11 protein-coding genes are annotated in these 13340 nt (G+C 49.6%); 7 read left to right on the top strand and 4 right to left on the bottom strand.

Annotated elements, in window-relative coordinates:
• Nucleotides 1–56 precede the first annotated feature (56 nt).
• Entirely contained in the window at nucleotides 57–914 is an 858-nt protein-coding gene (gene yghU, locus I3X05_RS19755; RefSeq protein ID WP_193166755.1) for a glutathione-dependent disulfide-bond oxidoreductase, read from the top strand.
• 107 nt (nucleotides 915–1021) lie between these two features.
• Here the strand turns inward: yghU and I3X05_RS19750 are convergent, their stop codons facing one another.
• Nucleotides 1022–2854 (bottom strand): Na/Pi cotransporter family protein, encoded by a 1833-nt coding sequence (locus I3X05_RS19750; protein ID WP_337971456.1) that lies wholly within the window; start codon nucleotides 2852–2854, stop codon nucleotides 1022–1024.
• Between the two features lie 180 nt (nucleotides 2855–3034).
• Here I3X05_RS19750 and I3X05_RS19745 point away from each other — a divergent pair, with 180 nt between their 5' ends.
• The 4 genes from I3X05_RS19745 to tnaA all read left to right on the top strand — a co-directional run bounded on the left by I3X05_RS19745 (nucleotide 3035) and on the right by tnaA (nucleotide 9249).
• Nucleotides 3035–5794, top strand: coding sequence for a M16 family metallopeptidase (locus I3X05_RS19745; protein ID WP_337971441.1), 2760 nt, complete (start codon nucleotides 3035–3037; stop codon nucleotides 5792–5794).
• Between the two features lie 443 nt (nucleotides 5795–6237).
• Nucleotides 6238–7329, top strand: a complete 1092-nt coding sequence (locus I3X05_RS19740) for a methyl-accepting chemotaxis protein (protein WP_045568770.1) — start codon at nucleotides 6238–6240, stop codon at nucleotides 7327–7329.
• Nucleotides 7330–7547: 218 nt separating this feature from the next.
• Complete coding sequence (tnaC, locus tag I3X05_RS23860; RefSeq protein WP_081946377.1) at nucleotides 7548–7619, top strand: tryptophanase leader peptide; 72 nt, start codon at nucleotides 7548–7550, stop codon at nucleotides 7617–7619.
• A 211-nt stretch (nucleotides 7620–7830) separates the two neighbouring features.
• On the top strand, nucleotides 7831–9249 hold the full coding sequence (tnaA, locus tag I3X05_RS19735) for a tryptophanase (protein WP_045568769.1): 1419 nt from the start codon (nucleotides 7831–7833) through the stop codon (nucleotides 9247–9249).
• 88 nt (nucleotides 9250–9337) lie between these two features.
• Here tnaA and I3X05_RS19730 read toward each other — a convergent pair whose 3' ends face one another.
• A complete protein-coding gene (locus I3X05_RS19730; protein WP_045568768.1) occupies nucleotides 9338–10639 on the bottom strand; it encodes an alpha/beta fold hydrolase in 1302 nt (433 codons plus the stop codon).
• A gap of 212 nt (nucleotides 10640–10851) precedes the next feature.
• Between I3X05_RS19730 and I3X05_RS19725 the strand changes: the two genes are divergently transcribed.
• Both I3X05_RS19725 and I3X05_RS19720 read left to right on the top strand, forming a co-directional pair.
• The gene (locus tag I3X05_RS19725; protein WP_039428422.1) at nucleotides 10852–11505 is read left to right on the top strand and encodes an oxygen-insensitive NAD(P)H-dependent nitroreductase NfsB; all 654 of its coding nucleotides are present in this window, start codon (nucleotides 10852–10854) and stop codon (nucleotides 11503–11505) included.
• Nucleotides 11506–11508: 3 nt separating this feature from the next.
• Nucleotides 11509–11799, top strand: a complete 291-nt coding sequence (locus I3X05_RS19720) for a putative quinol monooxygenase (RefSeq protein WP_039428419.1) — start codon at nucleotides 11509–11511, stop codon at nucleotides 11797–11799.
• On the opposite strand, the gene I3X05_RS19715 is transcribed toward I3X05_RS19720, so the two are convergent.
• Nucleotides 11785–12744: a LysR family transcriptional regulator gene (locus I3X05_RS19715; RefSeq protein WP_045568766.1), complete on the bottom strand. Its 960-nt coding sequence runs from the start codon at nucleotides 12742–12744 to the stop codon at nucleotides 11785–11787. The two genes, I3X05_RS19720 and I3X05_RS19715, sit on opposite strands and share 15 nt — an antisense overlap.
• 88 nt (nucleotides 12745–12832) lie before the next feature.
• Nucleotides 12833–13267, bottom strand: coding sequence for an acyl-CoA thioesterase (locus tag I3X05_RS19710; RefSeq protein ID WP_045568765.1), 435 nt, complete (start codon nucleotides 13265–13267; stop codon nucleotides 12833–12835).
• Nucleotides 13268–13340: the final 73 nt, after the last annotated feature.

The following is a 13340-nucleotide window of genomic DNA, read 5'->3' as shown; positions in this document are numbered from 1 at the left end:
TTACTCCCTTGCCCTGATATTGGTTAAGTCACCCTCCAATAACATAAGGAAACATCATGGCAGATACCTACATTCCACCTAAAGTTTGGACCATGAATGCGGACAACGGCGGTCAGTGGGCGAGCATCAACCGACCTGATTCCGGTGCGCGCTTTGAACAAGAGCTTCCGGTAGGGCAACATCCGTTGCAGCTCTATTCAATGGGCACGCCCAATGGGCAAAAAGTCACCATTTTGCTCGAAGAGTTACTGGCGCTCGGCGTCTCACAAGCGGAATATGACGCGCACCTGATCAAAATCGGCGATGGCGATCAGTTCTCTTCTGGTTTTGTGGCGGTCAACCCCAATTCGAAGATCCCCGCATTGGTCGATCGCTCTGCAGAGCAGTCGATCAATGTGTTTGAGTCGGGCAACATCTTGCTCTATCTCGCAGAAAAATTTGGCCACTTCCTGCCAAGCGATCTCGCTGCGCGCACTGAAGTGATGAACTGGCTGTTTTGGTTACAAGGCTCGGCGCCGTATCTTGGTGGCGGATTTGGCCATTTCTACGCCTATGCGCCGGAAAAATTTGAGTACCCGATCAACCGTTTTACCATGGAAGCCAAACGCCAACTGGATGTGTTGGATAAACAGTTAGCCAAACATGCCTACATTGCGGGTGATGAGTACAGCATTGCCGATATCGCCATCTGGCCTTGGTATGGCAATTTGGTGCTCGGCACCGTGTACAACGCAGCGGAGTTTTTGGATGTGGCGAGCTATCAAAACGTGGTGCGCTGGGCAAAAGCGATCGAGCAGCGCAGCGCCGTGCAACGCGGGCGTATTGTCAACCGCACGTGGGGCGAGGAGTGGGAGAGGGTGGCTGAAAGACACTGCGCCGCGGACATCGACCAAGTACTTGCCAAACGCAGCTAATCAGGCTTAAGCGCCACTTGCAAGTAGCCACAGAAAAGGAATGCCACGGCATTCCTTTTTGCTTGCTTGAGCGTGAGGATTCGTTGAGCTCGTCGGAAAGTCAATAGCTAACTGGCGACCGATTGGCTCTCCTCTTCACTGGCACTGTTGCGCAGTTGCACCTTTGCCATCCGTTTGGCTAAGGTATACACGCGTTTGAGTGATTCCACCCACTCCATCTCATAGCGGAAAACTCGTAGGCGATTGCCATCTTGCACCGCCAATCGTTGCGCCTGATGGGCCAACACCGCATCAATCAACGCATTGAGCTCACGCTTGGCGTTGATTACTGCTTGCGCTTCGGCGGCGTCGCTGCGCCGCACCGAGTTAACCGCATCCAGTAACGTGTGATTCACTTTTTCTTGCACTGTGTCTAAGGTCTTGCGCATCTCTGGGCTGATGCTGATGTCATCGTTAAGTGCTTTATAGGCCAGTGGCAAGAGCGAGTTGACGACGATATCGGCGACGCTTTCGAGCTGGTGGCTAATGCTGATCAATTTGATCTGCCGCGCACTTTGTTGATCAGAAAGTGGCTCTTTGCGCAGTTGGCCAAGATAGGAAAGAATAGCGCCATGCAGTTGATCGACCTCCTCTTCAATCGCTTCAATTTCTTTGAGTTTGTCTCTCACCGCGAGCACTTCTTGGCGCTTTTTACAACCTGGCGCGAGAGGAGGCAACATGTTGAGCATGTTACAGACCCGTCGTCCGACTCGGCCAATCTCCAGTTTCGCTTGATCGAGCGCGATGTCAGGGGTGGGAAGAAACGCTGCGTCAATGTATTTGGTCTGCAATTGCGTTTTTGTCTCGCCCGATTGAGGAGGAAGAATTTTGCGTACCAGCCAGACAAACGCCCCCGCAAAAGGCAGCATGATTGCGGTGTTGAGCACATTAAACAGGGTATTGGCGTTGGCAATTTGCCTTGGCAGTTCGGCGGCCAGTTTTTCCACCCCGCTTAGGCCCGGTTGCGTCGGTGAAAGTGCGATACTCATTTGTGCCAGCCAGCCAATCAGTGGTAACCAAATCATCACCCCCAGCACATTGAACAACACATGCACGGCCGCGGTTTGCATCGCTTCGCGGCTTTTTCCGACCGCGGCGAAGATGGCGGTGATGCAGGTGCCGATGTTCGCGCCCATAGCTAGTGCGATCCCGGTTTCTAGCGGAATAAAACCTTGGCCAGCGAGCACAATCACAATCCCTGTGGTGGCGGAAGAGGACTGAACCAGTGCGGTAAATAGGGCCGAAATTAAGATCGCCAGAAAGAAATTGTGCATGTGTGCCATTAACTGAATGAATGGCTGGTAGCTGCGCAGCGGCTCCATCGCCTCGCTCATTAGATTCATGCCAAGGAAAATCAATCCTAAGCCAAACAACATGTTACCGTAATGCTGGGTGGTCTCTTTTTTCGAGACAAAGAACATCGTAAAGCCAATCGCTACCATCGCGAGCGCCGCTTTGGTCACTTTAAAGGCGATGATTTGTGCGGTAACTGTGGTACCAATATTGGCGCCCATAATCACGCCAATCGCTTGCGGCAGCGTCATTAGCCCCGCTGAAATAAATCCCACCAACAGGACTGTGGTCACCGACGACGATTGAATGATCGCAGTAATGCCCGTACCGGTTGCGACCGCCGCTAAGCGGTTAGTGGTCAGTTTGGCAAGCCACTGCTTCATCTTGTTGCCCGCGACGCGTTTTAGCGCATCGGACATTTTCTCCATGCCATAGAGAAAAATCGCCAAACCGCCGAAAAGACCAATGCTCATCGGTAAGTAGTGGATCTCATTTTGCTGGGTACTCGCCGTTTCAGTGGCGGAAAAAACGGCAAAAGGCAACAAAGTGAGGAGAAAGGCGAGCTTGGACAGAAAAGGGAGAGTAGGCATAGGCAACATAGGCAGCATCACTTTTATTCTTCTTCGTTACTTAAAGATTAGCCGTTAATAATCAGAGCGTGACAGATTCGTTTCACACAGCAGTTTGCGAGTGATTTCTAACTCTTTCATGGTGTTGTGAGTATTGAATGGTATGCATATCTGCTGTTCGATATATTAGTCAGAGCAATTTAACGAAGGGCTAGATTAATGAGAAGTATGCTGTTTATACCCGTTATACCTGCACTTTTGCTGGCTGGATGCACGCTGACCGAGTTGTCACTGCCACTTCAGCCAGACAGCAACTGGCAGGTGGCCACACTACCGAATGGAATGAAATATCACCTTTATCCTACTGACGACTCGCAAGTATCACTGCGCTTGGTGATCAATAGCGGTTCTTTTCAAGAAACGCCGCAGCAGCAAGGTTACGCGCATTTTATTGAGCACATGGCGTTTAATGGCAGCCAACATTTTGCGGGTAATCAAGTGATTGAGCTGTTTGAGCAAGCTGGGGGCAGTTTTGGCGCCGATATCAACGCCTTTACCAGTTACCAGCAAACAACCTATAAATTAGATCTGGCAGACAATAAACGGCTTAAAGACGCGTTAACGTGGATGCGTGACATTGGCGATGGCCTTGAGTTTGACCCCAATGAAGTTGAAAAAGAGAAAGGGGTGATTTTAGGCGAGTGGCGTCGCTCTCGCCCGGAAGATAAAGCGTTTTTTTATAATCTATACAATGCCATGATTGATGACACGGCCTACGATCAGCATGATGTACTGGGCTCTGAAGCATCCATCCAAAATGCCAGTGCCAAGGCGTTACAAAACTACTATCAACGCTGGTATCAGCCACAATATACCGATTTGATTATTACAGGCGATGTCGATACTGCACAGCTGAGCGAAGTGATTCAGGCGACTTTTTCGAGCTGGCAGTCAAGCACCACTGAGCCTTTGCCAAAACAGCGTAATATCCCCTTAGTGGTCGAAGATCGGGTTCTACTGAGCAATACCTTAGAATCGCCAAGTGTCCATTATGTGATTGATCGTGGTGCCGCCAGCGTGCAGAGCCGCGCACAGCAGTGGCAAAACTGGAGTGATGATATTAGCGCCAAGCTCATTCAGCAGCGCTTGTATGCAACGCTGAATGATTCGGCAGAGCCTTTTTTGAACGTCTACGCCGGTAATGAAATCATCAACTACAGCCGAGTCTCTTTTGCCGGGATATTTTTTGCACCCGAGCAGCGTCATGAGATGAATCGGTTGTTCACCAGCACGCTCGCATCACTACGCGATCATGGTGTTACACAGCAAGAGTTAGATACGGTGCTAGCTGAATATCATGGCTTACTCGACAATCTAGAGAGCGATTGGTCGAAGCACAATCCAGCCTACTCGGCTGATCAGCGCGTTTTTGCCCTTGAGCAAAATAGCGTCAATCAATCCAAAACGGACTACCAGCAGAGTTTGAGTCAGTTTGTTGCCAGCCGTGATTTAAGCCAAACTAATCAGCAGTTACGCGATCTATTGTCCTCGGATCCCGCATTCATCATGGGCTTAGATAGAGGCGATAAGATTGCCCAGTGGGTAGGGGCAACCAAGGCCGTTAGTGCGGCTTACCAACAAGCGGGCATCAAGCCGCTCAATATGGATGTCAAAAGTAATGGCTTGCTTGAGCCGAAGCAGGATGGGCGCATTTTAAGCGTGGCTGACCACCCCGGCGGTTTTAAAGTTTTTCAATTATCGAATGGGGTGGAAGTCTGGTTCCAGCAAGACAAACAAGCAGGCGATCGCGCTTACTTCAATTTTGCCAGTCAAGGTGGTAAAGCAGCCTTGGATCCTTCGCTGTTCGCTGCGTTTGAAGTGGCTACAGCCGCGGCGATACAAAGCGGCTTGGGACAATTTTCAGGCCCGGAGCTTGATCGCTATTTGCGCAGCAAGGATGTTGCCCTCTATCCCTATCTGGGTTTGACGCACCACGGCATTGAAGTGACCACGGCGAAAAAGCACTTAGCGGTAGCGATGCAAGCTCTATACAACACCACAACAGAGATCAAGGTGGAAGCCAAACAGCTTGAGGCGGCGAAGAAAAACTTTGCGCAAAATCGTGACGCGTTTGTCGATTCGCCTGTCGGTAAGTGGATTATGAGCATCAATCGTAACTTCTACCAACCGCAAAGCCGTCACCAGCTATTGTTGCCGGAGGATATTAAGGAGGTCACTTCAGAACAAATTCATGCCGTGCACCAAGAGTTATTTCATAAAAATCATGGATTTAAGATGGTCGTTGTTGCCGATTTGACCAGCGAGCAATTAACGCCCTTGCTGCGTCAATATGTGGCGTCGATTCAGTTGCAAGACGCCGAACCCATCGACTTCAGCGTAAAATATCGACAAGACTCCAAAGTCTATCAATCTTTGAATGAAGGGGCAGAAGCGTCATCCATGTACGTTGTGCGGCTGTGGAATCCACAGGGTGAGGTGAAGGTGGGTAAAGCGGTGTTTGCCGAAGACATGCTACAACGCATCAGCACCAGCCGCGTGCTCAAACAGCTACGTGAGGAGGCGAGTTTAGATTACAGCCCAAATGTGACTTCAATCGCACTGGACAACGAAGCGGTCTCTGACTGGTATTTTGAATCGCAATTGGCGCCACAAGATGTGGAAAAAATGGAAGCTCAATTAAACACCGTACTTTCACAATTGGCGAATGACATTACGCAGCAAGACGTCGATACCGCTGCGCAGCAACTGAGTTTGGCGCTGCAAGATCTTGACAAGGACCCCAAGCAGCGCTGTTGGTTCTACACCCGCTATCTAATCAGCGGCTATGGAGTAGATGTGTTGCTTGATGTGGACAAAACCGCTCACAGCATCACTCTGCAAGAAATTCGCCGATTGGCTAAGCACGCCTTTGGCCCAGACGCCAAACGCTTTACCAGTGTACTCAATCCTAAATCCTAACCCTCGTCTATCTATGTTCAGGCAACGGAGGCGGTTGCCTGAACGTTTCTCGATGTTCCGAAAATCGTCTCTGACCAGCTTGCGTGCTTCTTAGAGTCTGCTAATACTCTTTAGTGTATTCGTAATATTATCAGTAATTTAATATGCACCTTGTTGCGTTTTTGGTGTGGTGTGTGCTAGTCAATTGACTGGTTTTACCAATAAACGCAAGTGCAGTCACAGAAAAAAAGCCGTGCCACAGAGTTCGCCCATATTAAAACCGTGGCACTAGTGAGAAAATACACCGGCTTAGGTGAGGGAAAGTGATTGCTGCCACTCCCGTGCAATGTATGAGCCCCAACGGCGAGTGTGATGTGCCCTGAAGTGATGCGAATAACATTTAAAAAGAAACTCCATTTTGCCCTCCCGCTTTGCAGGGTGAGAAGAGACTAGGAAAGCCAGTCATGTTTAATCAAAAACTCAAATCAGAAATACGCCAATTACAGAGTGAGTTGGACAATGCCAAACAACAACATGCCATCGAAATCGCCGAATTTTCTGCCTTAATTGAGCAAAAAGAGCGAGAAATACAAGAATTGAAAGAATCGCGTTTTATTGAGTCGGCTCTTGTAAGAAGCCAACTGCAAGGCGGCACTATGCTTGAAGCGATTCGCACCGGGCTTGCCTCTAGCGCCGAAGAGCTGATTCGTGAGCGCGAGTCGCTGGTCGAATTGGACGAGATGTTCGAACAAACGCACGCCGCGCTGGGAAGGTTGGAAAGTCGTGCCAAACGCATCAATGAACAGGCCAACAGCAATATGCAAGGGGCGCAAGTGTTGGAAAACACCGCATCCTCCATCGGACAGCTTATCCACGCGATTCAAGAGATCTCTGCACAAACCAACTTGTTGGCGCTCAATGCTGCGATTGAAGCGGCACGCGCTGGTGAAGCCGGGCGCGGTTTTGCCGTGGTAGCGGATGAAGTGCGCGCTTTAGCGGGCAAAGCGCATACGGCCAGTGAGCAAATCGAAGAGTTGGTCAACAAAGTGATTGTGCAAACCTCAGACATCAAACAGTCGATCGGTAAAAACCAGACTTATTCGTTGGAAGTTGCCAGCTCGTCAGAACAAATCGGCGCTGTGGTCAGCGATGTGGTGGTTAAATCCCGCCAAATGCAGGAGGTGATCCGCGTAGCGACAACCCGAGCCTTCCTTGACACTGTGAAGCTTGACCATGCAGTGTGGAAAAATAATGTCTACGACAGCATTAACCGCCGCAAATTCGACACTGTGGTGAACAGTCACAGCGAATGCCGTTTAGGGCGCTGGTACTTTGAAGGACAAGGTGCTAAGCAGTACAGTCACCTTGCCAGCTATGGCAGCTTGAAAACGCCACATCAGCGTGTACACGACGCTGGCCGCGCCGCGTTGGATGCGGGCGGCAAGCGTGATATGAACCGTTTAGTCAGCCAACTGGAAGCAATGGAATCGTCCAGTGAACAAGTGGTCACGGTGATTGATCGCCTACTCAACGAAGTGATTCACGATAAGCGCTAAAGGATAAAACTCGCCACGGCGTTGTGGGTCGTGGCGACATCCCTTTGAAAGCACGCTATTATTCTCGTGTCCTTGCTGCATATTGACAAATAATAGAGTGATAAATTCTAAAAACGAGGTAAATATCGCAAAATAAACTATAGTGAAATTCACTAATATTGATTATATTGATATTCATATGACAAATTTGAAACAATCCGATTTCAAATGGTGGTGATATGGATATGCACAACTACTCAAGCTATTGGTTTACTAAAGATTACAAAATCGCTTTCTTCTTTCCTGCATAGTCTCTTCTATTGGTGGGTATTCCACTATCTGTCTGATTTTAAATTAATAATAAACAGTTAATTAATCAGAATCCCACAATCTGCTTACTCATTCACATGCGAACGGTTATTTCCGTAGCGTGCGAAAAAGTACGCTTTAAATATATTTATCCTGAATATTCTGAGTCTCTATTCGGGCGGGATCTGATTACCTGCAAGAAAGGTAATAATAATGAACAATTTCAAACATCTTCCAGAACCATTTCGTATTCGTGTTATTGAGCCAGTAAAACGCACCACAGAAGAATATCGCCAACAGGCGATTATCAATGCCGGTATGAATCCGTTTTTACTCGACAGCGAAGATGTGTTTATCGATCTGTTGACCGACAGTGGTACCGGCGCAGTAACGCAAGACATGCAAGCGGCGATGCTGCGTGGTGATGAAGCGTACAGCGGTAGCCGCAGTTACTACGCCTTAAAAAATGCAGTACAAGATATTTTTGGCTATCAATACACCATCCCAACGCACCAAGGTCGCGGCGCAGAGCAAATTTATATTCCGGTGCTGATTAAAAAACGCGAACAGGAGAAAGGGTTAGATCGCAGTAAAATGGTCGCGCTATCCAACTATTTTTTCGACACCACGCAAGGGCATACGCAAATCAACTGCTGCGTGGCGAAAAACGTCTACACCGAAGAGGCGTTTGACACTTCGGTGACCGCCGATTTTAAGGGCAACTTTGATTTAGAAAAGCTTGAACACGCCATCCTTGAAGCCGGGCCTGCCAATGTTCCTTATATTGTCAGCACCATCACCTGCAATTCGGCGGGCGGACAGCCTGTATCGATCGCCAACTTGAAAGCGGTGTATGAAATCGCGCAGCGCTACGACATTCCGGTGATTATGGACTCAGCGCGTTTTGCGGAAAACGCCTATTTTATTCAGCAGCGCGAGCCGGGTTATCAGGAAAAAAGCATTGCCGAAATCACCTTAGAAGCCTACCGCTACGCCGATGGATTGGCGATGTCAGCGAAAAAAGACGCCATGGTACAGATGGGTGGTTTGCTCTGTTTTAAAGACGATCGCATGCTGGATGTGTACAACGAATGTCGCACTTTGTGTGTGGTGCAAGAGGGTTTTCCAACCTATGGCGGTTTGGAAGGCGGCGCGATGGAACGTTTAGCGGTTGGCCTGTATGACGGCATGCGCCAAGAGTGGCTCGCCTATCGCATCAGCCAAGTGCAATATTTAGTCGATGGGTTAGAAGCACTGGGTATCGTTTGCCAGCAAGCAGGCGGTCATGCGGCGTTTGTTGATGCTGGAAAATTGCTGCCCCATATTCCGGCGGAGCAGTTCCCGGCGCATGCGCTGGCGTGTGAGCTTTACAAAGTTGCGGGGATTCGCGCGGTGGAAATTGGCTCTTTGCTGCTAGGGCGTGACCCGGCAACAGGCAAGCAGCTTGCCTCCCCAGCGGAGCTGCTGCGACTTACCATTCCCCGCGCGACCTATACGCAAACGCACATGGATTTTATTATCGAAGCGTTTGAAAAGGTCAAAGCCAACGCGGCGAACGTCAAAGGGCTGGAATTTACTTACGAGCCGCCCGTACTGCGACATTTCACTGCGCGCTTTAAAGAGGTGAAATAAAGCCTTAACGTTGAGAAAAGATAAGCAACAGCAACCGGGCACGATCGCGCGGTTGCTGTTTTTGCTAACTCACGGATGAGAGCGGCGCTTAGCGAGACACGCTCTGATTGGCCGCGATCTGCTCGCCCATGGCGATTAAGCGATCGAGGATGCGTTCACCGTCGGCACGTAAGCCGTTGTGTTCATACTCGTTGGTGATCCACGCTTTGGCGTTGGGCATCAGCGCTAAAGTTTCACGGCTGAAATCCATCTCCACAAACATATCATCGGCGTATACCGCGCAGCTTACCGGCACGCTGTTACGCTTGAGCTGTTCGGCATCATACAAGTCGTCCCAATCGGCTTTTTGTGCGAGGAGCTCGGCCGCTTGCTGAAGTGGTTTAAGATTGATGTATTGATCAAACATCCAAGGGAAGACCATTTCCCCTGTGAAGTAAAACGCTTGGCCCGGCTGATAGTCAAACACTTGCTGCGCTTGGCGCACGCGGTGCGCGCTCCAGTTTGACGCAAAACCCTGACAGTAAATCGACTCATGTAAAATGGCGTAGATTGGGTTGGTGTTAAACGACTGTTGTTCCAGCATCTGCTGCAAAAACTCATAGCGTAGCGCCGCTTTGCCGTTCAGGTTGATAAAGGCATTTTCCAGCAAATAGTAGGTCGCAAGGAAGGTGTCACTCATGCCAAAGTGAATGCCCGTTTGCTGGAACTGCTCGACGGTAAAACGCTGGCCGTTGGGCAAATATTCGTTATGTGTCAGCAGATGGTCGGCGATTTGCTGGCAGAGAGTTTGCGCTTGCGGAAATTGTTCGAAGAAGGCGCGGTTTTTGTCCATGGTGCGCTTAAACGTCGCCTGATAGACATCATCGGGGTGGCGCGAAATCGATGGCACTCCACCAGTGATGTAGCTGCGCAGTAGACTGTCTGGGAACAGTGATAGGTACGTGAGGGAACAAAAACCACCAAAACTCTGGCCTAAAATGGCCCACTTTTCGATGCCTAACTCACGGCGAATAAACTCGGCATCGCGCACTATGTTATCGGCGCGAAAATGTTGCAGATAATCGGCCTGTTGCTGCGCGCTGAGCTCGGCTAAGGTCTGATGGCTGATCACGCTGCTGTTGCCCGTGCCACGTTGGTCTAAAAGTAGTACGCGATACTGTTGCAATGCACGCTTGAGCCATCCGCTGTTGCCTGTTGGCCTTCCCGCCGCAAAGCCCGGTCCACCTTGAAAGTAAACGAGCCAAGGCTTTTCCTCATCACCAGTGCGGCGCACGGCGCGGGCAAAAATCTCAATCTCGCCTTTGCTTTGGTCTGCATAATCCAATGGTACGTTAAAATAGTGCGGGGTGAACGTCAGTCCTTCGTGGTGAAACGTCAGTGCGTGATGCATTTTTCTTTCCTTGTTCTGGGTTTAGCGGACGCAGTTTAACGGGTCTTGCCGCGTTTGTCTTAAATCCGACGGATGTAGAATAGTGGGAGTACTATTTTCAAAAAAAATTTGAAAAAGAAGTTAATCACTGGCGGTTTTTCAAATGGGTTCAGTCGGTTAGATTAGCCACACAAACGACATGAAGGACCACGGGTCCACTAATTGGAGAAAATATGAGTATTGTTCACGCCGCCAAATCCCGTTATTCCACCAAAGCATTTGATGCCAGCCGAAAAATTGCGCCAGAGAAAGTCGAAGAGATCAAAGAGCTACTGCGTATGAGTGCTTCGAGCGTTAACTCTCAGCCTTGGCACTTTATCGTCGCTAGCAGCGACGAGGGCAAAGCGCGCATTGCCAAAGCGACTCAAGGCGGTTTTGCTTTTAACGAGCGCAAAGTGCTGGATGCATCACACGTTGTGGTGTTTTGTGCCAAAACCAGCATTGATGAAAACTATCTACTGGATCTCCTTGAAAACGAAGATAAAGATGGACGTTTTGCTGATGAAGCGAGCAAAACTGGCATGCACAATGGTCGCTCCTTTTTCGTCAATTTGCACCGTTTTGATCTCAAAGATGCGCATCACTGGATGGAGAAACAAGTCTATCTGAATGTCGGTACTTTGCTGCTGGGTGCGTCTGCGATGGAGATTGACGCGGTGCCGATTGAAGGCTTTGATGCCAAAGTGCTCGATGAGGAGTTTGGTCTGCGTGATAAAGGGCTGACCAGTTTAGTGATTGTGCCGCTGGGCTATCATAGTGAAGCCGATTTTAATGCCAAACTACCGAAATCGCGCTGGCCAGCCGAAACGGTTTTTACCGAGATCTGAATCATGATTCATCTATTAGTGGAAATTAAAGCGCACGCTGAGCACATCGAACAAGTTCGCGGTTTACTCACAGCGCTGCTTGAACCGACGCGTCAGGAAGAGGGCTGCTGCCAGTATGAGCTTTTTGCCGACAGCCAAATCGAAGGCCTTTTTTTGATGCAAGAGATCTGGTGTTCGCAGCAAAGTCTTGATAGACACGTCGCCAGCGACCACTTTCAAGCCTTCAAGCAACAAGTGGACAGTGCCGATATTTTAGAATACCTGCACCTTCGTCCGCTCTCATTCGTGGCTTAGTTCTGTGTGGTTTAGCTGACAATGCTGCTCAATGGCTGCCAGTACCGCTTGACGTTGCTGGCAGCACTTATTTTGTACAAATTCTTGGAAAGTACGGATAAGTGGCGTGATTGCCCGCCGATCGGTACACATCATGTAAATCGGTACCACGCCGCCATCCCATTCAGGCAACACGCGCACCAATCGGCCGCTTAGAATATCTTGGCTAATATCCATCAGTGATTTATACGCGACGCCTTTGCCTTTTAATGCTTGGCGATGTGCTACTTCGCCGTCATTGGTGGTTGGATTGCCGCTGACGACCACACTTTCCGTTTCACCTTGACGATGCAACTGCCATTTGTTGTGCAGCGAACCAGAGAGCATGTAGCACAAGCAGTTGTGCTGAAGCAGGTCGCTAGGCTCGCGAAGCGGCGCATGAGAGCCGACGTACTCCGGTGACGCGCACAAAATGCGCTCATTGGACTTGCACAGCGGAATAGCAATTAAGCTCGAATCGGCTGGTTCGCCGTAGCGAATTGCGACATCGACGGGCTGGCTATACATGTCGGTAAGGCTGTCTGACAGGTCGAGTTTAACGGCTACCCGTGGGTGCAGTTCGATAAACTCATCAATCCACTCCAAGAGCATGTTGCGGCCAAAATCGGAAGGGGCGCTGACATAAAGCTGCCCGGCTAATTCGCCCCGAGCGCAGTTGATCTCATTTAAACCCTCTTCAATCAAGTTGAGTGCCGCACTGGTTTTTTGCAGGAAAAGCGTGCCATCCCCCGTAAGACGTAAGCTGCGCGTCGAGCGTACAAACAGCGGGAAATGGATCTGCTCTTCAAGGCGTTTAATTGCAGCGCTCACCGCGGCAGGAGTGAGATCAAGGCTGTTGGCCGCTTTTGAAAAACTGCCCTGACGAGCGGTTTCCACGAAAATGTTCAGATCGTTCAGTGCTTTCATCGGAGGGGTCGTGAGAGATAATTTTGCCCGACTATAGCCGATTTATCAGCAAAACGCCTCAGTCATAGAGCTGAGGCTGGTACGAACATTAGCTAAGCGTGGGCTGCAAGGTGAGCATCGCATCTCTTAAGCGTTCTGATAGTGGCGCTTTGCACTGATTTTTAAAATCGAACATCACCACAGTAGCAATGCCTATGGTGGTGACCTTGCCCATGTTTTTACTCACGACCTGATATTCCATGGTAAAGCGATCTTCACCCACCTGCGTCACTCTGGAGCCGATGAGCAAGGTGTCGGGGTAGGTCACTGGAATGCGATAACGGCATTGAGTGTCACTTAATACGGGGCCAATCTGCGTCTTTTTCAGTTCATCCATCAGGTTGATTTGCGCAAAATACTCTAAACGCGCTGTTTCAAAGTAGCGGAAGTAGACAACATTGTTGACGTGCTGTAGCGCGTCCATTTCTCCCCACGCGACCTTAATCTCGGTGATAACCGGAAACTCTTCTAATAGTGAATGCATTGGCGCTCCTTTTCGTGATTCGTCTTACCATTTCGAGTTTTTATTCTAAATTGTATGTGACAATTATGTAATG

Origin of the sequence: Vibrio navarrensis (genome assembly GCF_015767675.1) — a bacterium.
GTDB lineage: Bacteria > Pseudomonadota > Gammaproteobacteria > Enterobacterales > Vibrionaceae > Vibrio.
The sequence above is the reverse complement of the archived record's forward strand: the minus strand, read 5'-3'. Positions and strand labels throughout refer to the sequence as shown.